Annotated in this window: 23 protein-coding genes; 14 read left to right on the top strand and 9 right to left on the bottom strand. The window is 62.6% G+C overall.

The window, feature by feature from the left end:
- The 4 genes from VSX56_RS11405 (at position 1) to VSX56_RS11390 (ending at position 3,729) form a co-directional block, all read left to right on the top strand.
- The gene (locus tag VSX56_RS11405; RefSeq protein ID WP_349294999.1) at positions 1 to 720 is read left to right on the top strand and encodes an SDR family NAD(P)-dependent oxidoreductase; all 720 of its coding nucleotides are present in this window, start codon (positions 1 to 3) and stop codon (positions 718 to 720) included.
- Between the two features lie 32 nt (positions 721 to 752).
- A complete protein-coding gene (locus VSX56_RS11400; RefSeq protein WP_350937178.1) occupies positions 753 to 2,045 on the top strand; it encodes a flavin-containing monooxygenase in 1,293 nt (430 codons plus the stop codon).
- Positions 2,046 to 2,170: 125 nt separating this feature from the next.
- Complete coding sequence (locus VSX56_RS11395; protein ID WP_350937176.1) at positions 2,171 to 2,428, top strand: helix-turn-helix domain-containing protein; 258 nt, start codon at positions 2,171 to 2,173, stop codon at positions 2,426 to 2,428.
- Complete coding sequence (locus VSX56_RS11390; protein ID WP_350937174.1) at positions 2,428 to 3,729, top strand: type II toxin-antitoxin system HipA family toxin; 1,302 nt, start codon at positions 2,428 to 2,430, stop codon at positions 3,727 to 3,729. Before VSX56_RS11395 ends, VSX56_RS11390 begins: the two co-directional genes overlap by 1 nt.
- A 39-nt stretch (positions 3,730 to 3,768) precedes the next feature.
- Here VSX56_RS11390 and VSX56_RS11385 read toward each other — a convergent pair whose 3' ends face one another.
- Complete coding sequence (locus tag VSX56_RS11385; RefSeq protein ID WP_350937171.1) at positions 3,769 to 4,440, bottom strand: ArsR/SmtB family transcription factor; 672 nt, start codon at positions 4,438 to 4,440, stop codon at positions 3,769 to 3,771.
- A 199-nt stretch (positions 4,441 to 4,639) separates the two neighbouring features.
- On the opposite strand from VSX56_RS11385, the gene mmsB reads away from it, so the two are divergent.
- From mmsB to VSX56_RS11360, 5 genes are all read left to right on the top strand, one after another.
- Positions 4,640 to 5,518 (top strand): 3-hydroxyisobutyrate dehydrogenase, encoded by an 879-nt coding sequence (gene mmsB, locus VSX56_RS11380; protein ID WP_339115503.1) that lies wholly within the window; start codon positions 4,640 to 4,642, stop codon positions 5,516 to 5,518.
- Positions 5,519 to 5,543: 25 nt separating this feature from the next.
- On the top strand, positions 5,544 to 6,401 hold the full coding sequence (gene sseA / locus VSX56_RS11375; RefSeq protein ID WP_350937169.1) for a 3-mercaptopyruvate sulfurtransferase: 858 nt from the start codon (positions 5,544 to 5,546) through the stop codon (positions 6,399 to 6,401).
- Positions 6,398 to 7,231, top strand: a complete 834-nt coding sequence (locus VSX56_RS11370) for a sulfurtransferase (protein WP_350937167.1) — start codon at positions 6,398 to 6,400, stop codon at positions 7,229 to 7,231. Before sseA ends, VSX56_RS11370 begins: the two co-directional genes overlap by 4 nt.
- A gap of 22 nt (positions 7,232 to 7,253) precedes the next feature.
- Positions 7,254 to 7,586 carry a carboxymuconolactone decarboxylase family protein gene (locus VSX56_RS11365; RefSeq protein WP_339115506.1) on the top strand — a complete coding sequence of 111 codons (333 nt, stop codon included), beginning with the start codon at positions 7,254 to 7,256 and terminating at the stop codon, positions 7,584 to 7,586.
- 123 nt (positions 7,587 to 7,709) lie between these two features.
- Entirely contained in the window at positions 7,710 to 9,101 is a 1,392-nt protein-coding gene (locus tag VSX56_RS11360) for a GntP family permease (RefSeq protein WP_349295004.1), read from the top strand.
- Positions 9,102 to 9,145: 44 nt separating this feature from the next.
- On the opposite strand, the gene VSX56_RS11355 is transcribed toward VSX56_RS11360, so the two are convergent.
- The 5 genes from VSX56_RS11355 to VSX56_RS11335 all read right to left on the bottom strand — a co-directional run bounded on the left by VSX56_RS11355 (position 9,146) and on the right by VSX56_RS11335 (position 15,578).
- Entirely contained in the window at positions 9,146 to 10,993 is a 1,848-nt protein-coding gene (locus VSX56_RS11355) for an ABC transporter ATP-binding protein (RefSeq protein WP_350937164.1), read from the bottom strand.
- Positions 10,993 to 11,907 (bottom strand): ABC transporter permease, encoded by a 915-nt coding sequence (locus VSX56_RS11350; protein ID WP_339115509.1) that lies wholly within the window; start codon positions 11,905 to 11,907, stop codon positions 10,993 to 10,995. The genes VSX56_RS11355 and VSX56_RS11350 overlap by 1 nt, the downstream gene beginning before the upstream one ends.
- Complete coding sequence (locus VSX56_RS11345) at positions 11,907 to 12,884, bottom strand: ABC transporter permease (RefSeq protein WP_339115510.1); 978 nt, start codon at positions 12,882 to 12,884, stop codon at positions 11,907 to 11,909. The genes VSX56_RS11350 and VSX56_RS11345 overlap by 1 nt, the downstream gene beginning before the upstream one ends.
- Before the next feature lie 67 nt (positions 12,885 to 12,951).
- Positions 12,952 to 14,487, bottom strand: a complete 1,536-nt coding sequence (locus VSX56_RS11340; protein ID WP_339115511.1) for an ABC transporter substrate-binding protein — start codon at positions 14,485 to 14,487, stop codon at positions 12,952 to 12,954.
- A 335-nt stretch (positions 14,488 to 14,822) separates the two neighbouring features.
- Positions 14,823 to 15,578, bottom strand: a complete 756-nt coding sequence (locus tag VSX56_RS11335) for a DeoR/GlpR family DNA-binding transcription regulator (protein ID WP_339115512.1) — start codon at positions 15,576 to 15,578, stop codon at positions 14,823 to 14,825.
- A 255-nt stretch (positions 15,579 to 15,833) separates the two neighbouring features.
- Here VSX56_RS11335 and VSX56_RS11330 point away from each other — a divergent pair, with 255 nt between their 5' ends.
- The 5 genes from VSX56_RS11330 to VSX56_RS11310 all read left to right on the top strand — a co-directional run bounded on the left by VSX56_RS11330 (position 15,834) and on the right by VSX56_RS11310 (position 20,512).
- Entirely contained in the window at positions 15,834 to 16,619 is a 786-nt protein-coding gene (locus VSX56_RS11330) for an inositol monophosphatase family protein (RefSeq protein ID WP_339115513.1), read from the top strand.
- Positions 16,620 to 16,741: 122 nt separating this feature from the next.
- Positions 16,742 to 18,115: an amidase family protein gene (locus VSX56_RS11325; RefSeq protein WP_350937160.1), complete on the top strand. Its 1,374-nt coding sequence runs from the start codon at positions 16,742 to 16,744 to the stop codon at positions 18,113 to 18,115.
- Positions 18,116 to 18,121: 6 nt separating this feature from the next.
- Entirely contained in the window at positions 18,122 to 19,102 is a 981-nt protein-coding gene (locus VSX56_RS11320) for a phosphotransferase family protein (RefSeq protein WP_350937158.1), read from the top strand.
- Positions 19,099 to 20,016: a choline/ethanolamine kinase family protein gene (locus VSX56_RS11315; RefSeq protein ID WP_349295008.1), complete on the top strand. Its 918-nt coding sequence runs from the start codon at positions 19,099 to 19,101 to the stop codon at positions 20,014 to 20,016. The genes VSX56_RS11320 and VSX56_RS11315 overlap by 4 nt, the downstream gene beginning before the upstream one ends.
- Positions 20,017 to 20,038: 22 nt before the next feature.
- Positions 20,039 to 20,512 (top strand): DUF2938 family protein, encoded by a 474-nt coding sequence (locus tag VSX56_RS11310; RefSeq protein ID WP_350937155.1) that lies wholly within the window; start codon positions 20,039 to 20,041, stop codon positions 20,510 to 20,512.
- Positions 20,513 to 20,524: 12 nt separating this feature from the next.
- On the opposite strand, the gene VSX56_RS11305 is transcribed toward VSX56_RS11310, so the two are convergent.
- The 3 genes from VSX56_RS11305 to VSX56_RS11295 all read right to left on the bottom strand — a co-directional run bounded on the left by VSX56_RS11305 (position 20,525) and on the right by VSX56_RS11295 (position 24,005).
- The gene (locus VSX56_RS11305; protein WP_350937153.1) at positions 20,525 to 21,502 is read right to left on the bottom strand and encodes an MBL fold metallo-hydrolase; all 978 of its coding nucleotides are present in this window, start codon (positions 21,500 to 21,502) and stop codon (positions 20,525 to 20,527) included.
- Positions 21,503 to 21,599: 97 nt separating this feature from the next.
- Positions 21,600 to 22,856 carry a YbfB/YjiJ family MFS transporter gene (locus VSX56_RS11300; RefSeq protein WP_350937150.1) on the bottom strand — a complete coding sequence of 419 codons (1,257 nt, stop codon included), beginning with the start codon at positions 22,854 to 22,856 and terminating at the stop codon, positions 21,600 to 21,602.
- A 213-nt stretch (positions 22,857 to 23,069) separates the two neighbouring features.
- On the bottom strand, positions 23,070 to 24,005 hold the full coding sequence (locus VSX56_RS11295) for a LysR family transcriptional regulator (RefSeq protein ID WP_350937148.1): 936 nt from the start codon (positions 24,003 to 24,005) through the stop codon (positions 23,070 to 23,072).
- Between the last annotated feature and the right edge of the window lie 65 nt (positions 24,006 to 24,070).

The raw sequence follows: 24,070 nt of genomic DNA, 5'->3' as shown, positions 1-24,070 counted from the left end.
ATGGGTAAGAAGTGGACTATCGTCACAGGCGCGGGCAGTGGCATGGGGCAGGCCTTTGCGCGGCGCTTTATCGCGGCGGGTTGGGGGGTTCTGGCGATGGACCTCTCACCCGAGGGTCTGGCCGCGCTCTCCCCGCAGGACGGTCTGATCACCGCCGTCGTCGATGTGGCCGATCGTGCCGCAGTGGCGCGGGCGATCAAGGAGGCAGGCATCGGGCCCGATCTGCATGCCGCCGTGACCGCCGCCGGGATCTTCCCGCCCACCACGCTGGCGGATTACACCGAAGAGAAATTCACAAAGATCATGAGTGTCAATGTATTGGGGACATTGAACGTGGCGGCCGAAGCGATTTCGGTAATGCAGTCCCATGGCACGAAAGGGGCGATCGTCACCATCAGTTCGGCGGATGCGTTTACCGCCTCGACCGGGCAGCTGGTCTATAGCGCCTCCAAGGCCGCGGTAGTGTCGCTGACGCGGGTTCTGGCGGCAACTGTGGCGGCCTCGGATATCACCGTCAACGGGATCGCGCCCGGTTGGGTCAACACCCCCGGCAATGCCGCGACCGGTCGGATGGTGGGGGCGGAGAAACATATCCCGCTCGGGCGCGTGGCCCAGCCCGACGAGATCGGCCAATGGGTCTGGACCCTGGCCAGCCGCGAGGGCGCTCCCTTCGTCACGGGCGAAACGATCAAGGTCACCGGCGGCGAGCTGATGAGCTGATCCTTGGTGCAACATTTTACGGATTGGAGAAGATGATGGACAAGAAACCGCAACGTATCTGTGTAATCGGCTCTGGCGTGACCGGTCTCGTGGCGATCCGCGAGCTGCTGGCCGAGGGCTACGAGGTGCAGGCGTTCGAGAAATCGGGCGATGTGATCGGGGTCTGGGCGAATGTCTACGACTCTGTGCAGTTGCTGACCTCGCGCAAGGCCACCGCCTTCAAGGGCTATCCGATGCCCGAGGACACGGCGCAATTCCCTACAGGCCAGCAATATCGCGACTATATCCGCTCGGTCGCCAAGAAGGCCGGCCTGTTGCCGCATATCCGCTTCAATTGTGAGGTCGTCTCGGCCGAGCCGGTCGAGAAGGGCGCTAAAGGCTGGCAGATCACGCTGGGTGATGGCACACGCCAGCATTTCGATGCGGTGGTGGCGGCGCATGGCCATCTGTGGTCGCCGCGCATCCCGCAGGTAGAGGGCCGCTTTACCGGCAAGATGATGCATACCTCGCAGTATCGCAGCCCGCAGGATATGGAGGGCGAGAGCGTGCTGGTGGTGGGCTCGGGCAATTCGGCCTGTGATATGGTCACCGATGCCATCGCCTCGGGGCGGCAGGCCTATATGTCGCTCAACCGGCCCACATGGTTCGTGCCGCAATCCTTCTTCGGCACGCCGCGCGCAGATCTGACCTTCCCCGCGCATTTCCCCGGTACCTCGGGCGACGAGATGAACCATCTGATGGTGAAAATGTCGGTGGGCGAGCCGCAATCCTACGGCTTCCCGCAGCCCGCCGACGAGGACTGGAGCGCGCGGCCCCCGACCTTCTCCACGCTGGTTCCCTATTGGGCGCAGCGCGGGCGGGTGAAGCCTGTGCCCAAGATCGCGCGGTTCGAGGGCAGGCAGGTGACCTTCGTCGATGGTAGCACGCTGCAGGTCGACACGCTGATCTGGGCGACCGGCTATCTGGCCCCCGTGCCCTTCCTGCCCGAAGGGCTTCTGGACTATATCGGCGATTTCCCGGCCCGTAAGGTGGGCGGGCTTCTGGCGGCCAATCTGGACAATCTCTATTTCTCCGGCATGTGCAGCCCGCGCGGCGGTGCGCCCAACAATTACGGGCGCGGAGCCGAGACGTTGGCCAAGCTCGTGACCGCACGGTTCCGGCTCGGGGCCTCGCTCTGCGAGACGGTCTTTGCCGATGAGGCGCCGACGGGGCGGATGGACTGGATGCTGGCGCATTGGGTGGCGGAACTCGAGGCCGCCGAGGCCCGCCTTGTGCAGGCCTGCGCCGCGGCCCCCGCCCCTGTCGAAGAGGCGCTTGTCGACTGAGGGGGGACAAGCGGGCCAATGGACTCCAAAATATGTCCTCTGGTATATATTTCTATTTTATACGCTAGAGGACATATTGAAATTTTATATCTTTTGGGGCATATTCTCGACCAAAGGAGAGCCTGATGCCCCATCCCGGTCCCCTATTGGCCCGCACGCCCGCCGATATCGGTCATGCGATCCGCGCTGCTCGCAAGGCGCGCGGCCTGACACAAACCCAGCTCGCAACTCTGAGCAATGTCGGACAGGCCACGATCTCTAAGCTGGAAAGCGGGGCGGTGGTGCCGACGCTGGAGACGGTTTTCGATATTCTGGCGGTGCTGGATCTGGAGCTGCAGGTCACCCCCCGTAGCCGCTCGGGCGATCTCGAGGACCTGTTCTGATGGGGCGCAAACGCCATTTCGTGCCGCTCGATGTCTATCTCAACGGGCGTCAGGTGGGCCAGCTTGCCCGCGCCGCAAGCGGAGCGGTGTATTTTGCCTATGGCCGTGACTGGCTCGATTGGGAGCATAGCTTTCCGGTCTCGCTCTCGCTGCCGCTCCGCGAGGGCCGCTATAGTGGTGCGGTGGTGCTGGCGGTGTTCGACAACCTGCTGCCCGATTACGAGCCGATCCGTCGCCGTGTCGCCGAGCGGGTGGGGGCGCAGGGCGCCGATACCTACGGGCTTTTGTCGGCCATCGGGCGCGATTGCGTAGGGGCGTTGCAGTTTCTGCCCGAGGGCGAGGCGCCGCAGGCGCTCGACCGGCTCAGCGGCACCGTGCTGGACGAGGCGCAGATCGCCGCCCGTCTGCGCGATCTGGATCTCGCCCCACTGGGGCTGCGCGCTGAAAGCGGCTTCCGCATCTCGATTGCGGGTGCGCAGGAAAAGACGGCGCTCCTGTACCAGAACGGACAATGGATCGAGCCCGATGGCACCACACCCACGACCCATATCCTCAAGCCCCAGATCGGACGCCTGCCCAACGGAATGGACCTGTCGGACAGCGTCGAGAACGAGCATCTGTGCCTGACCCTTCTGGAGGCTTTCGGGCTGTCGGTGGCCCAGACGCGGATCGCGCGGTTCGAGGACCAGAAGGTGCTGGTGGTCGAGCGTTTCGACAGGCGTTGGGCGCGGGACGGGCGGCTGTTGCGGCTGCCGCAGGAGGATATGTGCCAGGCGCTGTCCATCCCGCCCTCGCGCAAATACCAGAACGAGGGCGGGCCGGGCATCGCCGAGATCATGGCGCTTTTGCGCGGCAGTGACCAGCCGCTACAGGACCGGCTGGATTTCTTCAGGGCCAATGTGCTCTTCTGGCTGATGGGCGCGACCGATGGGCATGCCAAGAATTTCAGCCTCGCGCTGGCACCGGGCGGGCGCTTCCGGATGACCCCGCTCTATGATGTGTTGAGCGTGCAGCCCGGCGTGGATACCCGCCAGATCCAGCGCAAGGAGTTCCGGCTGGCCATGCGCTGGGGAGGGTCCAACAATTACCGGGTCCAGGATATTGTCGGACGCCATATCATCGAGACGGGACTGGCCTCGGGCCTCTCGCGCGAGATGATCGCAAGCCTGTGCGAAGAGCTGCGGGACAGGGCCGAAGGCGCCATCGCGCGCAGCTACGGTGCGCTGCCCGAGGAGGTGCCAGAACGCATTCTCGACAGTATCGCTTCGGCGATGACCGCGCGGCTGCAACAGCTGGTCTGAGAAGTTGCCTTGCCCTGTCGCCGCTGCGGCGGAGCGGGCCTAGGACGTGGCGTGGCGCTCCACATCGAAGCCTGCGGCCTGCCATTCGGCAAAGCCTTCCTCGAGACGGCGGATGTTGTACCCCATCGCCCTAAGCTTTGCCACCAGCCGGAATGACGACACGCAATAGGTGCCGCGGCAATAGGCGACGATTTCCTGATCGCGGGGCAGCTTTTCCAGTATTGCCTCGATTGTCTCATCGGGCACGCTCAGCGCGCCGGGCAGATGGCCGAGCGCGTATTCGTCCTCGGGGCGGGCATCGAGCACCGTCACTGCCCCGTCCTGCAACCGCATCTGCAATTCATCGCGCGAGACAGGTTCCAGCGCATCCAGATTGCGGAAGTAATCCGACAAAACTTCGCGCAGGGTCGCGCTGCTTTGCTCGGCCAACACCGAGAGCGATTGCAGCACGGTCAGGATCTGGTCGCTGGCCAGCCGGTAGTGCACATGCTTGCCCTTGCGCCGCCCGACGACCAATGCGTTGCGCTTGAGCGATTGCAGATGCTGGGAGGTATTGGCGATAGACAGGCCCGTCAGTTCGGCCAGCCTTTCCACGCTGCGCTCTCCTTGCGAGACCAGTTGCAACAGCACCAGCCGGTGCGGATTGCCCAAGGCACGGGAAATCTCCGCCATGCGGTGGAACACCATATTCCGCGGATGGACCTTCGTCATGACGATCTCCTACTCTCCGAGCCAAACACGGGAGCATTTTCTTAATTTGTCCGGTCGAGGTCAAGTCGAGCCCCGATTACATTGACCATGCTTCATTCAATACTTTACTTGAATGGGAGAACGGCACAGCGCGCGAGGCCACGTAAGGGTGGTTCGGGCAGCTTAGGCCCGCATTTAAAAGGTTACGACCGGAGGCATCATGGAAGATCAAACTATCGCATTCATCGGTCTGGGGAATATGGGCGGCGCGATGTCGTCCAATCTGGTGAAGGCCGGCTACAAGGTAACGGGCTACGATCCCGCACAAGGCGCGCGGGCACAGGCCGAAGCGAATGGCGTGGCTCTGGCTGACAGCGCAGTCGAGGCGGTGGCTGGTGCCGACATCATCCTGACCATGTTGCCCGATGCCTCTTTCGTGCGCGACGTCTGGGCCGAGATCCTGCCCCATGCCAAGAAGGGTGCGCTGATCGCCGATAGCTCGACTATCGACGTGATGAGCGCACGCGAGATCCACCAGATGGCTGCTCAGGCGGGTCTGCAAAGCGTCGATGCGCCGGTCTCGGGCGGTGTTGCCGGTGCACAGGCGGCCAAGCTGACCTTCATGCTGGGCGGCTCCGAGGAGGCGCTCGCGCGGATCGAGCCGGTGCTGGCCGTTATGGGCCAGAAATCGGTGCGCTGCGGCGAGGCGGGCTCGGGGCAGGCGGCCAAGATCTGCAACAACATGATCTTGGGTGTGAATATCGTCGCCGTCTCCGAAGCATTCGCGCTGGCCGAGAAGCTGGGTCTTTCGGCACAGGCGATGTTCGATGTGGCTTCGGGATCGACGGGCCAGTGCTGGGCGCTGACGAGCTATTGCCCCGTGCCGGGCATCGTGCCGACCGCGCCGTCGAACAACGATTACAAACCTGGGGCTGCGGCGACCATGCTGCTCAAGGATCTGCGTCTGGCGCAGGAGGCGGCAGGGTCGGTCTCGGCCAACACCCCGCTGGGGACGCATGTGACCGAAATCTACGAGAAATTCGTCGAAGCCGGATTTGGTGGCGAGGATTTCTCGGCCATCATCAAATCCCTGCGCTAAGCGCCACGGAAGGAGAGGTTTGACAATGACATATCCCGGCCCCGTGGTCAGTGCGGACTGGTTGAAAGACCATCTTGCCGATCCGAATGTGGTGATCGTCGATGGCACCGTGCATCTGGCCGATACCGGTCGCAACGCCAAGGAGGAATATGCCGCCGCGCATATTCCCGGTGCGCTGTTCTTCGATCTCGATATCCTTGCCGATCCCGATAATCCGCGCCCGCGCAAGATCCCGAGCCGTGCGCGCTTCATCGACGAGGTCGGCAAGCTGGGCATAGCCGCGGGCCAGCATATCGTCGTCTACGATGTGCCCGGGCTCTATAGCGCAGCGCGTGTGTGGTGGCTGTTCCGCCAGTTCGGCTATGACAATGTCTCGGTGCTCGATGGCGGCATGGTGGCATGGAAGGCCGCAGGCGGCGCGCTCGAGACGGGCGTGGTCGAACGCTCCGCGACGGTCTTCGCATCGGGGGAGAGCCGCGACCTTCTGGCACTGGCGCCCGATGTTCTTGAGCGGTCCAACGCGGGCCAGCAGATCATCGATGCCCGCACCGCAGGGCGATGGGCAGGCACCGAGACCGACCGCTATCCGGGCGCACGGGCGGGCCATATCCCCAATAGCCTCAATCTCTACTGGGCCAATCTTCTGGACCCGCAGGCGCGCACTTTCCTGCCTGACGCAGAGATTGACGCGAAGTTCCGCGAGGCGGGGCTGGATCTGGATCAGCCGGTCACGATTTCCTGCGGCTCGGGGTTGACCGCCTGCATTCTGGCGCTCGCTCTGCACCGTCTGGGCCGCGATGACTGGCAGGTCTATGACGGCAGCTGGGACGAATGGGGCCGCAACCATGATCTGCCGGTGGCCGTGAAGGGAGAGGTGCAATGAGCAATACGATTGTATCGGTGGAGGAGCTTGCCGCCCATCCCGAATGGCGCGTCTTCGATTGCACCCATTCGATGAGCGACCCGCAAGCCGGCCACGCCGCCTATCTCGAGAGCCACATCCCCAATGCGCTGCATGCGCAGATGGAGACCGTTCTGTCGGGGCCGCGGAGCGGGAGCAATGGCCGCAACCCTCTGCCCGACCCGCAGGTTTTTGCGGATTGGCTGGGGCAGGCGGGGCTGCGCAGCGATGATCAGGTGGTCTGCTATGACCGTGGCGGCAATGCCGCCGCCGCCCGCATGTGGTGGATGCTGCGCTGGATCGGCTTCGAGAGGGTTGCCGTGCTGGATGGCGGGATGCAGGCATGGCAGGCGGCGGGGCTCCCTCTGACCTCCGAGGTGCCGGAATTCGCGCCGACCACGGTAAGCGCGCAACCCGATAACACCCGCTTTGTCGATCTTGAGGCAGTGAAAGCCAGCCTCGAAAGCGGTGATTTTGTCACCGTTGATGCGCGCGGGGCCGAGAAATATCACGGGATCAATGAGACCACCGATCCGCGTGGCGGGCATATTCCGGGGGCGCTGAACCGGCCGTTCTCGCAAAATACCGATGCTTCGGGGCTTTTCAAATCGCCCGAGGCGCTGCGGGAGGAATGGCAGGCCGTGTTGGGCGATCGCCCGATGGCGCAGGTGGTTGCGAGCTGCGGTTCGGGGGTGAGTGCGGCGCATAACCTCCTGTCGCTGGAACTTGCGGGCCTGAAGGGCGTGCGGCTTTACCCTGGCTCGTGGAGCGAGTGGAGCAGTCATCCCGATCTTCCGGCCGAAACCGAATAACCTATAGAAAAGAGAGCAAGACATGTCGCAATGGACCGATATGCTCAAGGGCATCCAGAAAGACTCGGCGCTTCTGAAGGACGCCAATCCGACAATCATCGAGGCCTTCAACGCCGTGCGCGAGGCAGGCCACAAGAATGACGCGATCGACGCCAAGACCCGCGAACTGATCGCGATCGGCGTGGCGGTGGCGCTGCATTGCGAGGGCTGCATCGCCTCGCATGTCTATCAGGCCAAGCGCGCGGGTGCGACAGCCGAGGAGGTTGCGGCAGCTGCCGGCACCGCCATGCTGATCGGGATCGGCTCCGCCTATACCAAGAGCATCGACGTGATGCGCGCCTACGAGGAATTCTGATCTTCTACGCGGCCGCAGGCCAAACCTTGCCCTGACCCTCCGCCGCCTCCGGGCGGAGGGAATATTTTTACGCGCCATTTCCGGGCGCCTCTCCTGTAAAGCCATCCTATAAGGGATCCCCTCATGAGCGTCCTGATCGTATTGGCGGCCCTGGCCGGACTGATCATCACGGCCTATCGCGGCCATAGCGTCATCCTGTTTGCACCTATCTTCGCGATGGCGGCGGTTGTTCTGACCCTGCCTGCCGCCGTGGCCCCCGCCTATTCGAGCCTCTTCATGGCAAAGATGGCGGGCTTCGTGCAGAGCTATTTTCCGGTCTTCCTGCTCGGCGCGATCTTCGGCAAACTCATGGAAGTATCGGGCTTCGCACACTCCATCGTGCAGGCAATGATCCGGCTTTTCGGCGCGCAGCGTTCGATTGCGGTGATCGCGCTGACGGCGACACTGCTGACCTATGGCGGTGTATCGGTCTTTGTGGTGGTCTTCGCGATCTACCCGTTCGGCGCGGCGGCCTTCCGTGCGGCGGGCATCCCCAAGCGGCTTTTGCCCGCAACCATCGCGCTTGGCGCAATGACCTATCCCATCGATGCACTCCCCGGCTCGCCGCAGATCCAGAACATCATCCCCACCACCTTTTTCGGCACTACCAGCTGGGCGGCACCGGTGCTGGGGCTCTTGGGAGCTGCGTTCATCTTCCTGCTGGGCTGGCAATATCTGGAACATCTCCGCCGCAAGGCGCAGGCGGCGGGCGAGGGCTACGGCGCACATGACGATGCCGATCCGGCTGCGTCTCACGATACGGCATTGTTCCATCCGTTGATCGCGATCGCGCCTCTGGTGCTGGTGGGTGTTGTGAATTTCGTCCTGACGCGCTGGCTACCGGTGATTTACGGCGAGAACTTCAGTCTCCAGCTTCCGGGTATGGCGAAGGCCACAGAGGTCGCGGTCAAGTCAAACCTCGGCATCTGGTCGGTGATGGCAGGAATGATCGTGGCGATCCTCTTCGTGCTGGTGGTCGCCCGCCGCCCGCTTGCGGGGCGTTTCACCGAAACAAGCAAACCGGCCATCGCGGGCGCGCTTCTGGCAACGATGAACACGGCGTCCGAATTCGGCTTCGGAGCGATCATCGCAGCGCTTCCGGGCTTTGTGGTGGTGGCCAACGCACTTGGCGCGATTCCCAATCCTCTTCTGAACGAGGCGGTGACGATCAATATCCTATCGGGGATCACGGGCTCTGCAGCGGCAGGTCTGAGCATTGCACTCGGATCGATGGCCGACCAGTTCGTGGCGGCGGCCAATGCCTCGGGCATCCCGATGGAGGTTCTGCACCGGGTCGCCGCGATGGCTGCGGGGGGTATGGATACCCTTCCGCATAACGGAGCGATCATTACATTGCTGGCGGTCACAGGGATGACCCACCGCGAGGCTTATGGTCCGATCTTCGTGATGACAGTTCTGAAGACGTTGGCCTCCTTCCTTGTTATCGCGCTCTTCTACGCCACCGGTTGGGTATAATCCTCCGGGGTCAGGACGCCGCCCGCGGGCGGCGTCCTGTGGTATTATTCTGCCGGTATAGCCTCGGATTTGACGACCTTATCGGGCGCGAGCGGGAAATGGCACGCCACGCGGATGCGCTCTCCGGCCGTATGCAGGTGCGGGTCACTCTCGCGGCATTTCGCCTGTGCGGCCGGGCAGCGTTCGGCAAAGGCACATCCGGGGGGCAGGCGGATCGGCGAGGGCGGTTCGCCATCGACCAGACATTCCGCAGGATCGTAGGGCGAGGCCTCAAGCGTGGGTGCCGCCGACAGAAGCGCGCGCGTATAGGGGTGGCGCGGATTCAGGAACAGCTCGTCATTGGGGCCCGCTTCCACGATCCGCCCCAGATACATCACCGCCACCCGTGAAGCCACGCGCCGCACCAGTGCCAGATCGTGGCTGATGAAGATGCAGGTGATCGCGCGGTCGCGTTGCAGCTGGCGGAAGAGCTCGATGAGGGGCGTTTGTTCCATCGGGTCGAGCGCCGAGAAGGTCTCGTCGAGAAGCAGCACCTTGGGTTCTAGAACGATGGCACGGGCCACGTTGATCCGCTGGCGCTGACCTGCCGACAACCCGCTGGGCAGTTTGTCATGCAGTGACGGGTCCAGCCCGACCTCGGCCATCGTGGCCTCGACCTTGGCGCGGCGCTCTTTACCCCCGAGCTTTGAGTGGAGCCTGAGCGATTCCGAAATTGTGCGGCCAATGGTCCAATGCGCGGGGATCGAGCCATAGGGGTCTTGCAGCACCAGCTGCAACTGTGCGCGCAGATCAAACCGTTCCTTGGTGGTGAAGGCTCCGACATTGCGCCCCTCGAAGGAGACCGAACCCTCGTCAGGGGCCTCAAGCCAGGTCAGAAGCCGCATCAGCGTGGATTTTCCGCAACCGGATTCCCCCACGATCGCAAGGCTTTCGCCCGGATAGACATCGAAATCGGCGCCGCGCACGGCCTGCACTTCAACCTTGCCAAAGAGCCTGTCCTTGCGGCGGACCTTATAGCTGCGCTTGAGGCCGGTAATGGCCAGCGCGGGCGGGCGGTTCATCACATCGGCCGCCGACAGGCTCTCGGGCGCCTGTGCTCCCCAGATACGCGGGCTCTGCGCGATCATGGTTTCTGCCTGCTGGGTCTTGGGCGCATCGATCAGCTGTTGGGTCGGGCCTTCCTCGACCACGCGGCCTTCATCCATGACGATGATCCGGTCGGCGAAATCCTTGATGACCGGCACAGAGGACGTGATGAACACAAAGGCCGTGCCAAGACGTTCTCGCAGATCCTGGAAGAGCCGGATGATCTGGGCGGCCACCGTCACATCGAGCGGCTGGGTGACGTTGTCGGCCACCACGACCTTGGTCTCGCCGATGATCGCATCCACGATCGCCGCGCGCTGGATCATGCCGCCCGAATATTTCGAGGGGAGTTCGTCCATCCGGTGGCGCGCCTCCGGGATCCGTACCAGATCGAAGAGTTCATGCACACGTTCGAGCGCCTCCTTCATCGAGACCTCGGGCCGCAGCATGCGGTATTTCTCGGCGATCTGGGTGCCGACGCTCAGCGTCGGGTCAAACACACGGGTCGGGTCGGCCCCGACATAGCCGATGCCGGTGCCGCGCAGACGCTGCAGATCACCGCCGCGGGCGGCAAGGATGTCCTCGCCCGCGATCTCGATACGGCCCGATTGCAGGCCCAGCGGCCGTTCGATCCAGCCGACCAATGCGCGGCCCAGCACGCTTTTGCCCGCGCCCGAGCGGCCGACGATGGCCACGGCCTCGCCTTTGGCAACCTCGAGCGAGAGGTTGTCGAGGATCGGCGGCAGGGCAGGGTTGGCGGTGTTGGTAATGCTCAGACCGGAAACCTTGAGAAGGGGATCGGACATTATTTCTCTCCTTCGAAGACGGCGTTACGGGCACGTTCCAGAGCGACACCCATCATGTTGAGCGAGAGCAGGAGCAGCATCAGGAACAGGCCGGGCAGGACGGTGACCCACCATGCGTTCATCAGGTATTTGCGGCCATCGGCGATGATCGACCCGAGCGTCGGGATCGGCGGCTGGAGGCCGATGCCGAGGAAATCGAGCACGCATTCGAAAATCATGATGCGGGCAAGGTCGAACACGGCGGCAAAGGCCATGGGCGGCAGCGCGACGGGGGCGACCATCAACAGGATGATGCGGATATCGCCTGCGCCCAGCACACGGGCGGCACGGACATATTCCTGCGAGCGCTCGGCCAGCGCGCTGGCACGGGTCAGGCGGGCATAGTTAGGCCATGTCGCCAGCACCAGAACCGAGATGATCAGCGCGGGTGTGGCCCGAGCCAGACCCAGGATGGTGATCGCCAGGATGATCGGCGGGATCGAGAGCTGGATATCGACGACGCGCATCAGGAGCTGGTCGATCTTGCCGCCCACAAAGCCGGCATAGAGCCCCACGGCCGAACCGATAACGAAGGACAGGAAGGTTGCGGCCACGCCGATCACGAAGGTGATCTGCAGGCCCACCAGGGCACGCGAGAGCATGTCACGTCCCAGCTGGTCGGTGCCGAGCGGGAAGTCGGGGTTTGAGCCCTCGAAGCCCCAAGGCGCGCTGAATTTCGCCACGAAATTCATCTTGGTCGGGTCGACATTGAAGACGAAGACCGAAACGAAGGCGAGAACCAGCAGGGCAGCGAAGAGGATTGCACCGCCCAGGAACCACGGCGAGGACCGTGTGGCCAGCCAGATTCGGCGACCCATGGCGAGTTCTTTGGTCTTGGGCTTGGCGGGGGTCATATTGGTGGTTTCGAGTGTCATCAGTATTCAAGCCTCGGGTCGAACAGGCCGCTTACGAAATCGACGGCAATATTGACCGCCACGAAGAAGGCGCTGATGATGATGGCGATGGCCTGCACCAGCGGGAAGTCGCGCTGCAGCACAGCCTCGACGGTCAGTTTGCCCAGTCCGGGGAAGTCGAAGACGAATTCGATCACCAGAAGGCTGCCGATCAGGCCGGTCAGCATTACGCCGAGCGTGTTGATGAAAGGCACGGCCGCGCCGCGGAGGATATGGCGGGTGAAGATGGTGCGACGGTCGAGACCGCGGGCAGGCGCTACCTGAATGAAATCGCGACGCGTCATCGACGAGATGGCGGAGGACCATGTGCGGATGAAGATGGGGGCCATTTCGATGGCCAGCACAATGGCCGGAAGGATCATATAGCTGAAGCCGTTATAGCCCACTGGTGGAAGCCATTGCAGCTTGATCGAGACAAGGAGAACCAGAAGCCCCGCGATCCAGAAGCTGGGCATCGAGACGAGGATCGAGGAGCCCATCAGGGTCAGTGCTTCGGGCATGCGGCCCGCGTTGAGCCCTGCCCAGATCCCGATTGGAGCCGAGATCACCAGCGCCAGCCCCATGCCGAGCGCGGCAAGCTCGAGGCTCAGCGGAAGGCGTGCCGCGATCAGACCGATCACATCGGCCTTACCGGCGGTCGGATTGTCGCCGCCACTTCCTGCCAGACCGGATTCCGAGCGGACATAGGATTTTCCGAAATCGCCATGCAGGACAATGCCACCGACATATTTTCCGAACTGCACGAGGAAGGGGTCATCAAGCCCCATTTCCTTGGCAAGCGCGTCGACGCTGGCCTGATCGGAGAGGCCGCCCGCCAGCATCCGTGCGGGATCGCCCGGACCGATGCGCAGGAGCGTGAAAACGATCAGTGCTGCGAGGAGGATGATGGCAACACCTTGTGAAAGGCGTCGGGTGAGAAACGAGACGATAGCTATCATGGAACTCCTCGCAGTCGCTGTCAGAGTGGCCACCCTCGCGGGAGGATGGCCTCGGGGAAAAAGGACCTCAGGCGAGGGTCGCTTGCGTCATATCCAGATCGCCTGCCGCGGTCATCCGCACGCCTTTGAGCGCGGCCGAAGTGGCGATCATCATGTTGGAGTTGTAGAGCACCAGATTGGGCATCTTCTCCGCGACCATCGGCAGCACTTCGTCGCTGATGATCTTGGCGCGCTTGTCCATATCGGTCTCGGACACCTGCTTGAGCAGGACCGCATCGAGCTCGGGCTCGTTCACGCCCGTAACCAGACCGATCTTGGAGTAGTATTGCAGCATGATCTGGATATTCGGCTCGGGGCTGTCGGGCGCCCAGCCACCGTCGATCATGTTGCCGGCATTGACGTTGTAATATTTATCATTCCATGCGGCGACTTCCATCACGGTCAGCGTGACGGGGAAGCCCTGCGCCTGCAACATCGCGGCAATCGCCTCGGAGACTTCCTTGCTCTTGGGGTAGAAGCCGGTGGAGGTGATATATTCGATCGGCGGCAGACCCTGACCGTTCGGATAGCCCGCCTCGGCCAGCAGCTTCTGGGTCAGCTCGGGGTCGAACTTGCCGTAATCTTCCTGATGGGTATAGCCCAGTTTCATCGGCGGCAGAACGCTATCTGCGGCATAGCCCGCATCTCCCACAAGCGACAGCAGGCCCTCGCGGTCGATGGCCGCAGCGGCGGCACGACGCACGCGATAATCATCGAAGGGCGGCTTGTTGCAGCGGAAATGCAGGTAGCGGTTCTCGACCGAGTTCACCTTCTGGGTGGCGACATTGGATTCCGCCGAGAGGCTCGCGAACTGTTCGGGCTCCAGACGTTCGATGATCTCCGCCTCGCCCGACATCAGGGCGAGCATGCGGGCGTTGCCATCGGGCACGTAGCGCACGGTGATCTTCTGGACGTCCTCGTTCAGCGGCCCCCAGTAATCGGCGAAGCGCTCGAAGCTGTGGCCATCGGCAGAGCTGCCGATATAGCGGTAGGCACCGGTGCCGTTCATGCCCGATTGCAGTTTGGCGGGCTCGGCGATGTCGGCGGCGCGCAGGATCGGCGAATATACCTGCAGGAAGAGGAAGGAGTGGGCAGGGAAATCGGGAACCGAGACGGTGAAGGTGTAATCATCCTTAACGGTGACGCCTACGGGTCCCGGATAGAAGGCCCGCGCGATGCCCGGGCGGCTGTAATATTCGAGCGAGGCCTTCACGTCATTGGCGGTCAGCTCGGAGCCGTCGTGGAACTTAACGCCTTTCTTGAGGACGAAATCGACGGTGTGCCCGTCGGTCATGTCATAGCTCTCGACCAGAAGCAGTTCGGGCTTGAGGACATCATCGCCCGGCACCATCGGATAGCGCAGCAGCGAGTCATAGGTCAGGAATTCGCAACGGATATTGGCCTGGGTCGTGTTGCCCGAGGGATCCCAGTTACCGGTGGTGTTTTCGGGGCTGAGCCAGCGCACATGGCCGGGTTCGGCCGCAAATGCCGCGGTGCCCGGAATGGCATAAACCAGCGGCAAGGCCGCGGTGGACTTCAGAAAGGTTCTGCGATTGAGAGCCATAAGATCCGTTCCCTGTTCATGCCGGAGATGGGTGTGCGCGGGTAGATCGGACCGCGGTCGTCTCCGGTTTTTTATGATGTGCTGGATTGTGGCAATTTGCTAATCCACACTCCAGATGCCTTTCATTTCCACATTGATCCACAAAACGGTCAAGAGATTCTCGGGCGTAGTGCGAGAATTGCCAGACCGATTGCCCTGTGTGTTGGAAAATTAGGCGATTGCGAGGCTTCTGTCTAATATTCAATCAAGAAGTTTATTGAATGAGGATGTCTGGCATGAAAAAGGCGCGGAATTCATAACAGAATTCCGCGCCAAATGTGCAAATCGGGATAATTTCAGCCGAGTTCGGCGTAATGGGTCTCGCCGCGAGGGAGTTTGAACGGTGCGGCATGGCTGTCGGTCACCAGATGCTCGACCTCGTCGAGGCGGCAGATTCCCACACGGCTTTCGGTGTTCAGCTTGGCCGAATGGCTCAGCACGATGCAGCTATGCGCGTTGCGGATCATCTTGCGGGCGACCTCAGCTTCATGAAGCTCATAGCTGGTCAATCCGCGAAGCTGGTCGATGGCCACCGGCGAGATGATCGCGAAATCGGCACGGAAGCGGTCGATCTCTGAAAGTGTCAACTCGCCATAGGTGGCGGGCACATCCACATGAGGCGTGCCGCCCAGCAGAAGCGTGTCGCAATTGCGCCCCTTCGTCATTTGCCGCGCTATGTCGAAGGAGTTGGTTATGACCCTATAATCGCCTTTTCTGGCAAGGGTTTGAGCGAATGCGGTGGTCGTGCTGCCGGCGTCGATGAAACAGGTGGACCCTTGCGGGATCAAAGACGCCGCCAGCTCGCCGATGGCCTGTTTCTGGTCGGTGAATTGCGAGACGCGCGATTCGAAGGCGGGCTCGGGTTCGACCTGTTCCTGGGTGACGGCCCCGCCATGGACCCGTTTCAGAACACCGCTGCGTTCCATTTCCAGAAGGTCGCGCCGCACCGTCTCGCGCGAGACATCGAAGCGGTCCGCCAGAAGATTGGTGGCAACCTTACCCTCCTGCTCAAGCAGTTGCAGGATTTTCGAGTGTCTTTCATGGGACCACATTTGGCATCTCCTTACTTAACCGACTCATAAGGGCGTTTGCCGCAGGAAGTCCACAAATTGCATGTGGCAGGAGCGTCTTCTGGCGGCGTTCTCACCTAAATTGCATCACTGCAGCCCATAAAGCAGTGTCTGGCACAGTATAAACTGCCTGTAATTTTAGCAGATGAGGAAAATCGCCATTTTTTCCAAGTCTGTTCTTGCGATTCCACAAATAATCCTAAAAACTCCACATGAACGCAACGAAAGACACTTACCATGACCTCCTCGCCCGAACTCTCCTTTGCCGCCTCTGTCGCAGATGCCGTGCGCGAGCAGGCGCTGCATTACTTCCGTAGTGACCTCAAGGTCGATGACAAGGCCGACAGCTCGCCCGTGACCGTCGCCGATCGCGAGATCGAGGCCTTCATGCGCCAAGAGATCGCCAAGCGCTTCCCCGAAGACGGTATCTTCGGTGAAGAACAGGCGGCAACGCAGCTCGATGCCCGCGATATCTGGGTTGTCGATCCGATCGACGGCACCAAATCCTTCGTCTCCGGTCACCCGCTCTTCGGCAACCTGATTGCCCGCCTGCGCGACGGCGCGCCCTATCTGGGCCAGATCGACATGCCGGCCCTCGGTGATCGCTGGCAGGGGCAGAAAGGCCAGCCCAGCACGTTCAACGGCCAGGTCTGTAAGACCAGCGGCTGCACCGATCTGGCCGAGGCGCGTGCCTACACGACCGATCCCGAGCTGTTCTTCGGCGAGACCCGTCCGGTCTACGAGGCGCTGCGCGAGGCGGTCCATCTCCTACGCTTCGGTGGTGATTGCTACAATTACGGCCTGCTTGCCTCGGGCTATTGCGATATGGTTCTCGAGATCGGCCTGCAGCCCTATGATTATCTGCCCACGGTGCAGATCATCGAGGGCGCGGGCGGTGTGATCACCGATTGGAGCGGCGCGCCGCTGGGCCTTACGTCCAAGGGCGATGTGCTGGCTTCGGCCACGCCCGAGCTGCACGCGGCCATGCTCGCGCGCATCGCGGCTTGTCGCCAACCCGCCTGAGGGCGTCCTATGGGGCCTGCCCGTCCCCGTGGCAGGCCCCGCCAAATTCCACCGGCCCCCAGTGGGCCGTTTGCCGACCGCCACAGAGGCCGGTCCGGAGCGTATAAGAAAGGCCAATCTCTATGTGGGATTTCTCCGCCACCAAACTTATCGAGCAGTATAAAAGCGGCGTGCTTTCGCCCGTGGAGGTCATGACGGCGCTTCTGACGCGCATTGATGAGGTCAATCCGAAGATCAACGCGCTCTATGAGGTCGATGCGGCAGGCGCGATGGCACAGGCCGAAGCATCGGAGGCGCGCTGGAAAGCGGGCGCACCGATGGGACCGCTCGACGGCGTGCCCTGCGTGATCAAAGACAGTTTTGCCGTGAAAGGTATGGTCATGCTGCGCGGGTTGAAGGCGCGCCGCGATGTAGCTCCCGACACCAAGGACTGCCCGCCCGTGGCCCGCTTGCGCGAGGCCGGTGCGATCATCTTCGCCAAGGGCACGATGCCCGATATGGGCTTCCTCGGTGCGGGTGTGAATTCTGCAAATGGGGTGACCCGTAACCCATGGGATCTGTCGCTCAATACCGGCGGGTCCTCGGCGGGTCCGGCCGCAGCCGTGGCGGCTGGGCTTGCCCCGATTTCGGTAGGTTCGGATGTCGGCGGTTCGGTCCGTCTTCCCGCGACCCATTGCGGCCTGTTTGCGCTCAAACCCACGGCTGGTGCGATCCCGCATCTGCCCTATAGCCGTGACCGTGCCGCGGGTCCGATCACCCGCGATGTCAGTGACGCGATCCTGATGATGTCGGTGCTGGGTCTACCCGATGCCGAAGCCTACGAGCCGGGTATGGACATTCCCGCGACGCTGACGCCGGCTGATCTCAAGGGCAAGCGTATCGGCCTTATGCTCTCTATCGGCGATAGCGATGCCCCCGCACCGGAGGTGGAGGCGCTGATCCGCAAGGCGGCGGAGGTCTTCAAAGGGCTGGGCGCCGATGTGACGGAGATGGACAACCCCGTGCCTTTCCCGTTCCTCGAGGCATTGACGAGCTATTTCGCGGTCAAGGCCGCGTCCGAGCGCGCTGGCCTGCCCGAAGACCGTCGCGGCGATATGCTGCCGATCCTGACGCGCTGCTGCGACAAGGGGGATGCGATGAGCGCGCGGGACTTCGCCAAGGCGCTGTCGACAGTGGAAAAGGCCGCGCTCGCGGTCAATCGGGCAACCGATGCCTATGATCTGGTGCTGGCACCCACAATGCCTGTCGCCAATTATCCCGCCGAATTTACATCGGCCGATCCCGAGTTTCCGCATCGGGGCGTTGGCTTCACCGCGCTTTTCAACCAGACGGGCCAGCCTGCGGCGACGGTCGCCTGCGGCTTTGCCGGCACCTCGCCCGTCGGGCTTCAGGTGATCGGGGCGAAAGGCGAGGATGCGGCGATCCTGAGCGCCTGCCTCGCCTATGAGGCAGCCCGCGGTCCGCTCAAGCCGTTTCCGCAAACCGTCGGGGAGTGATCGTGCATGACGCAAGCCAGTCTTACGCAAAACGGCGCCCCCCTGCCTCCCTTGTCAGACAGGGAAACCGCGGGGCTTGCGGCACTGCGTGCCGAACCTGCGGGTGACAGCCTGCCGGCCATTGCCAATCCGATGCATCAGGGGCTCGACGGGCTGACCCGTCCTGCCATCATCGGGGGGCAGGCTGCGCTGGTGAAGAGCTTCTATCAGGGGATCTTCCTGCCGCACGGGTTTGCAGGCGCGGTGGAGGCCACTCGGGCCGCGGCGGCCCTCGGGGTGACGCCGGACCTTCTGGGCGCGGATGACGTCTCGCAGACGATGGGCTTTGTCCGCTTGGGCGAAGACTGGCGTCCAGCGGGTCTGATCGATATGCTCGATCCCGAAATCTTCTCGGCAGTGCTGGCCGCCAAGAAACGGTTCCATGAGGGGGCGACGCTGTCCGGTGCGATCCCGCTGCGCGAGGAGTTCGCGCGGCTTCTTGAGGAGATCCGCCGTCATCCGGTTCTTGTCCCGCCGGTGACCATCCGTATGGGATGGGACCAGATTACCGATTGGGTCGAGCGGATCATTGAAGCCTGCGAAACGCCCATGCAGCCGGGCGCCTGCCATGGGGAGAACGCGCTCTCGAATATCATGATCGGGCCGGAGAAATCGGTGCAGTTGATCGATTTCGACCGGGCGACAATGGGCGATATCTGGCGCGATCTCGGGGCGATGGCGCAGGAGATCTGCGCCGATGACGAGGACCGCGAGGCCTTTATCGCGGCCTATACCGGCGCGCCTGCCACCGCCCCGCAGATGGCGCGGCTGAAGCTTTACGGCATGCTCGATGATGCGCTTTGGGCCATGCAGCTGATGCTGGGCGAGGTTTTCCCCGAACGTCACGGCCCCGAGCTTTACAAATATGCCGCCAACCGGCTGGTCCGGCTGCGCACCCAGATCTCTGCCAATGACATGGCCCGATTGCTGCGGGAGGCCCAAGCATGATCGACATCACTCAGGCGCTTGCCAAGGTTCCCCATTTCGAGGGCCGTGATCTCACGCCCTTCCGCATCAATGGCGGCATCACCAATATCAACTGGCGCGTGCGCGATAACACCTCGGGCGAGATGTTCTTCGTCAAGCAGCACGGTCCGGGCACGAGTGCCTATATCGACCGTCATACCGCGCTGAGTGCGGCCAAGATCGCCGCCGCCAAAGGGGTAGGGCCGCAGGTCATCTATCATGATGATGACGAGGGGCTGGAGGTCCACGAGTTCCTTCAGGGCTTCCGCAGCTGCTCGGTGCTCGATGCGCAGGATGCCGAGATCCGCGCCAAGATCATGACGGCCTATAAGGACATCCATGACGATCTGATGCTCGAGAAGGCCAATACCGGGCTCGAGCAGTTCGAGAGTTTTGCCCGCACCGTGACCCGCGAGAGCACGAATGACTCGCCCCTTCTGCCACGCGATCTGGAGCAGATGCTCTGGCAGGCGCGGCGTGCGGGCGCTGCGATCAAGGCGTCAGGGATCGATCTCGTGGGCTGCCTCAACGATGCCTATATCTCGAACTACATGCGCAACGAGGCTGGCGAGATCCGCCTGATCGATCTGGAATATGCCGCCGCCAACGACCCTTACTGGGATGTGGCGATGTTCAGCTTCGAGATCTTCTTCGATGATCTGCACGGGATTTCCTCCATTCTCGAGATGTATGAGGGGAAGGTCCGTCCCGAGGCTCTGGCACGCACCTATCTCTATATCGGGATCGCTATCACCCGCTGGGGGCTGTGGGCCGTGCATCAGAGCCTGAACTCCCCCATCGCCTTCGATTTCGCCAAATACTCGCGCACGCTTCTGATGCGCGCACGGCGGCAGATGCTGTCACCCGATTGGGAATGGGCACTGGCGCATGTGTGAGCACCTGCGCTAGAGAGAGCGGATGATGATTGTGACCACCCTGTTGATCGGCCTTGTTGCCACAGCCCTTGCGGATCTGTGGCAATACGGATTCCTGCGCTATTTCGATGGCTCCCGTCCGCATTGGGGCAAGGTGGGCCGCTGGGTCGTGGGCATCGCCCGCGAGGGCCGCGTGATCGATGCGGCTATCGGCAAACGTCCGGCGGTGCGGCACGAGAACGCGCTTGGCTGGGCTTTCCACTATGTGATCGGCATCGCCTATGCGGTGATTTATCTGGCCATTCTGGCGCTGCCTCGTCTGCCCAATTCGGCGCTTGCGGGGGCGATTTACGGTATCCTTACACTGGCGGCACCGCTTCTGTTCATGAAGCCCGCAATGGGTGGAGGGATCTGCGGGCGCAATGCGCCCGACCCTTGGGCGAGTTTCGCAAAGACCCTCTCGGCGCATCTGTCCTTCGGCCTGTGCCTATGGATTGCCACTGCCGTGCTGGGCTGAGCTTTGCCGCGTTCAAGGCCTGATGAATACATCTGCAGGCGCGAAGGCACGGAACCGCTCCTGCGCTATGCCCGCGGCATCCATATGCTGCGCCAATAGGGTGACGGGCTCCTCACGGGGCTCGTCGGTGAGCTGGAAAGTCCCCCAGTGGATGCCCAGACCATGGGCCGTGCCCACATCCTGAAAGATCCGCACAGCCTCTTCGGGGCCCACATGCTGTTCCGCCATGAACCAGCGCGGCGCATAGGCTCCGATCGGGATCAGCGCGATGTCGGGGGCGCCGTGATCGGTATGGATCTGGCGGAAGATTGCCCCGTCGCCATAGCCCGTATCTCCGGCAAACCAGATCCGGCCCGCTGCCGTCTCGATCCAGAACCCGCACCAGAGCGCCATACGCCGGTCGCCCAGACCACGGGCCGACCAGTGATGGGCGGGGGTCAGGATGATGCGGCATTCCGGCGTTGCCTCGATCCGGTCATGCCAGTCGCCACTGCGCAGGCGTGCGCGCGGCACCACAGGCGCAAGTGTTGCATCGGTCCCCAGAGGCAGGATGAAAAGAGGTTGATGGACCGCCTCGATACGGCGCAGCGTGGCAATATCGAGATGGTCGTAATGGTTATGGCTGATCAGGACGATGTCGATCTCCGGCAGATCCCCGAAACGGATGCCGGGCTGGATGACGCGTTTGGGGCCGGCAAAGCGCACCGGGCTCGCACGATGCGACCAGACCGGATCGGTGAGGATATTGAGGCCTGCGATCTGGATCAGGGTCGAGGAGTGGCCGACCATGGTGATCCGCGCCTGATTGCTGCGCGCGGGAGGCTGCACCGGGGTGACAGGCACATGGGCTGGCCATTGTGCGCGCTGGCCGTTGCGCTTCCATCGAAGGATCTCGCGCAGGCTCCGGTCGGTGCGCAGGCCCGCGGAGTGGAAGCGCAGCCCGTCGAAATGGGCGGAGGTCGGGCCATTGTAATACCGGTTGCGGGGCATGGACGGTCCTTCCACTCGAACATCTCGGATCAAGCCGATGCTCGGTGCCCGCGCGCCAAAACGCAAGGGCGCGGGTGGGGATTTCCCTCAGATCGGCTCAATTACGGGTGAGCGTAGCGTTAACGGGGCCATAGACGCGGCGCAGCACACCCAGAGCCACAAAGCCCAGAGCCCCTGCCAGCAGCGCCCCACCCGCGATATGCAGCGACAGGTTGAACCCCGATTGCAGATCGCTGACATGGTGCAGCACCAGCTGCACCGTTGCGGGGCCGAGGATCTGCCCGATCGCATAGGCCGCCGTCAACAGTCCGATCAGTTGGGAGACGCGGTTGGGATAGAGGCGCTGTGCCACATCCATCGCGAAGAAATTGATTGCCGTGAAGGGCAGGCCCGCCAGAAGCGCGCCCACCGCCAGCCCCGTCGCATCGGGGCGGAATGTGGTCCACATCACGCCCGCGCTCTGCATCAGGTAGCACAGGATCAGGATGTTCTGTGGCGGCAGCCTGTCATGCAGGCGTGTAGCCAGGAACGAGCCGAGGGCTGCGGCAAAACCGAAGAGCGGCCAGAAGAAATCGACAAGCGCCGATCCGGGCAGTTCGATCCGGGCGATCAGCGGTAGATAGGTGGCGGTGATGATATAGCCAAAGCCTGCAAGCCCGTAGGCCAACACGAAGAGCGCAAGCCTTGCACGGCTGGCCTGCGGGCGCGGCGCGGTAGCCTGTGCGGCGGGCTGTGCACGGGCCGAGGCGGGTGTGCACAGGGCCTCGCGCGCGGGCGTGGCGACAGACCATACAAATCCCGCCATCAGACAGCCGATCAGCGCGAAGCTGACCCAGAGGCTCTGCCAGTCGAGATCGGCTGCGATCATCGCCATACAGATCAGCCCCGAGATCCCGATGCCGAGCCCCACGCCGGTGAACATCGCACTGCCGAGTTTCGCATGCTGCAGATGGGCAAGCGACAGGAAGCACCAGCGCGCCGTCTGCACCATGGTTACCGCGCTGATCACCCCTGCCGCAAAGCGCAGGGCGATCCATAATGTGGGGGAGGGGATGATCATGGCAAGCGATGCCAGCACGGTCGCCAGCAGCCCCAGCCGCAGGATACGCGCGCTGGACTGGCGGGAGGGGATGGTCATACATCCCAAGGCTCCCACGAGATAGCCCAGATAATTGGCGGAGGCGAGGGTGCTGCCCAGCTTCAGATCAAGCGCGTTCTGCGCGATCATCACCGGCAGGATCGCGGTAAAAGCAAAGCGCCCGATCCCCATGGCCAGTGCCAGCGACATGGCCGCGGCGCAGACGATCAGGATAGGTGAGGGGAGTGCGGATCTGGGCGGGGAGGGCTGGGTCATGGCGGGTGTCTCCGGCGCGAGCGGTGGGGATAAGCGGTCCTGCTGCCCGCCTTCATTGCAATATTTCTCCACACATTTCCACGCATATACAGATCAATTCAGAAAAATTAGGTGTGAATATTCAGATATGCCTCGAAAAAGGGCAAATATCTCGTCTTTTTCCAACTATTATCACACAAGCTGGACATGCGGCGCGCGCCTGTCGCGAGCTGCTCACTCAGGTGGATCACTCCGGAGATATCCATTCGGGTGGGTCAGGGCCCGCATCATGACCTCGACCACCCTTGCCAGCAGAACAGAGGGGGTTTTCGGGCCGCTGCACAGGTAGATCTTGGAGCGGAACCTGTCTCCGATGGCGATCGGGCGGTAGCGCAGCCCGTCGAGGGACAACTGCATCGAACTGCGCGGGACCAGTGCAATCCCGAGGCCGCGATTGACGAAATGCAGGATCGAATGGGTCTGGCTCAACTCGAAGCGGATCCTCGGGCTGATCCCTTCATTGGCGAAGAGCGCATCCTGTATCTTGCGCAGGGCGCCACCGCGCTCGGAGGAATAGGCGATGAAATCGGTACTATCCAGATCGAACAGCGTGATCTCGTCACGCGCCAGAAGGCGGTGTCCTGCAGGCAGGGCAAGGACAAAAGGTTCGCTGACGGCGAGCTGCGCATTCAGTTCGCCGCGACGCCCGGGGCTTCGGGTCAGCCCCAGATCGAGCTGGCCGCTGATCAGTGCCTCGACGATCTCGTAACTCATCATCTCGGCGGGCCGGAACCGCACATCTGGCATCTCGCGGGTGAGCGCCGCGGCGATGTCGGGCACGAATCCCACCCCCGCCGAGGGCACAAAGCCCATCGATACCGCGCCCAACTCGCCCCGCTCGGCCTGTCGCGCCGAGAGCAGCGCGAACTCGGCGCGCTGCAGGATCTCGGTGGCGCTGACCAGAAGATTGGCACCAGCAGGGGTCAGCATCACCTGCCGTTTGCTGCGGTCGAACAGCGTCACCCCCATCGCATGTTCCAAAAGCCGGATCTGGCGCGACAAAGGCGGCTGGGTCATGTTCAGCCGCTCCGCCGCTCGCCGGAAATTCAGCTCCTCCGCCACCGCCACGAAGCAGCGCAGCTGGAAGAATTCGAATTTTTCCGAGGCCATTGTTCCCTCCATGAATTCGATACAAAAAATGTATCACATCGATCCATTCTTGGAAGGTAAAATCT

It is taken from the genome of Thioclava kandeliae (genome assembly GCF_040297545.1).
Taxonomy (GTDB): Bacteria; Pseudomonadota; Alphaproteobacteria; order Rhodobacterales; family Rhodobacteraceae; genus Thioclava; species Thioclava kandeliae.
The sequence above is the reverse complement of the archived record's forward strand: the minus strand, read 5'-3'. Positions and strand labels throughout refer to the sequence as shown.

Bases quoted from the DNA above. Each gene is read 5' to 3' on its own strand.
- VSX56_RS11405 (WP_349294999.1), top strand. From the start codon at position 1: ATGGGTAAGAAGTGGACTATCGTCACAGGCGCGGGCAGTGGCATGGGG.
- VSX56_RS11400 (WP_350937178.1), top strand. From the start codon at position 753: ATGATGGACAAGAAACCGCAACGTATCTGTGTAATCGGCTCTGGCGTG.
- VSX56_RS11395 (WP_350937176.1), top strand. From the start codon at position 2,171: ATGCCCCATCCCGGTCCCCTATTGGCCCGCACGCCCGCCGATATCGGT.
- VSX56_RS11390 (WP_350937174.1), top strand. From the start codon at position 2,428: ATGGGGCGCAAACGCCATTTCGTGCCGCTCGATGTCTATCTCAACGGG.
- VSX56_RS11385 (WP_350937171.1), bottom strand. From the start codon at position 4,440: ATGACGAAGGTCCATCCGCGGAATATGGTGTTCCACCGCATGGCGGAG.
- mmsB (WP_339115503.1), top strand. From the start codon at position 4,640: ATGGAAGATCAAACTATCGCATTCATCGGTCTGGGGAATATGGGCGGC.
- sseA (WP_350937169.1), top strand. From the start codon at position 5,544: ATGACATATCCCGGCCCCGTGGTCAGTGCGGACTGGTTGAAAGACCAT.
- VSX56_RS11370 (WP_350937167.1), top strand. From the start codon at position 6,398: ATGAGCAATACGATTGTATCGGTGGAGGAGCTTGCCGCCCATCCCGAA.
- VSX56_RS11365 (WP_339115506.1), top strand. From the start codon at position 7,254: ATGTCGCAATGGACCGATATGCTCAAGGGCATCCAGAAAGACTCGGCG.
- VSX56_RS11360 (WP_349295004.1), top strand. From the start codon at position 7,710: ATGAGCGTCCTGATCGTATTGGCGGCCCTGGCCGGACTGATCATCACG.
- VSX56_RS11355 (WP_350937164.1), bottom strand. From the start codon at position 10,993: ATGTCCGATCCCCTTCTCAAGGTTTCCGGTCTGAGCATTACCAACACC.
- VSX56_RS11350 (WP_339115509.1), bottom strand. From the start codon at position 11,907: ATGACACTCGAAACCACCAATATGACCCCCGCCAAGCCCAAGACCAAA.
- VSX56_RS11345 (WP_339115510.1), bottom strand. From the start codon at position 12,884: ATGATAGCTATCGTCTCGTTTCTCACCCGACGCCTTTCACAAGGTGTT.
- VSX56_RS11340 (WP_339115511.1), bottom strand. From the start codon at position 14,487: ATGGCTCTCAATCGCAGAACCTTTCTGAAGTCCACCGCGGCCTTGCCG.
- VSX56_RS11335 (WP_339115512.1), bottom strand. From the start codon at position 15,578: ATGTGGTCCCATGAAAGACACTCGAAAATCCTGCAACTGCTTGAGCAG.
- VSX56_RS11330 (WP_339115513.1), top strand. From the start codon at position 15,834: ATGACCTCCTCGCCCGAACTCTCCTTTGCCGCCTCTGTCGCAGATGCC.
- VSX56_RS11325 (WP_350937160.1), top strand. From the start codon at position 16,742: ATGTGGGATTTCTCCGCCACCAAACTTATCGAGCAGTATAAAAGCGGC.
- VSX56_RS11320 (WP_350937158.1), top strand. From the start codon at position 18,122: ATGACGCAAGCCAGTCTTACGCAAAACGGCGCCCCCCTGCCTCCCTTG.
- VSX56_RS11315 (WP_349295008.1), top strand. From the start codon at position 19,099: ATGATCGACATCACTCAGGCGCTTGCCAAGGTTCCCCATTTCGAGGGC.
- VSX56_RS11310 (WP_350937155.1), top strand. From the start codon at position 20,039: ATGATGATTGTGACCACCCTGTTGATCGGCCTTGTTGCCACAGCCCTT.
- VSX56_RS11305 (WP_350937153.1), bottom strand. From the start codon at position 21,502: ATGCCCCGCAACCGGTATTACAATGGCCCGACCTCCGCCCATTTCGAC.
- VSX56_RS11300 (WP_350937150.1), bottom strand. From the start codon at position 22,856: ATGACCCAGCCCTCCCCGCCCAGATCCGCACTCCCCTCACCTATCCTG.
- VSX56_RS11295 (WP_350937148.1), bottom strand. From the start codon at position 24,005: ATGGCCTCGGAAAAATTCGAATTCTTCCAGCTGCGCTGCTTCGTGGCG.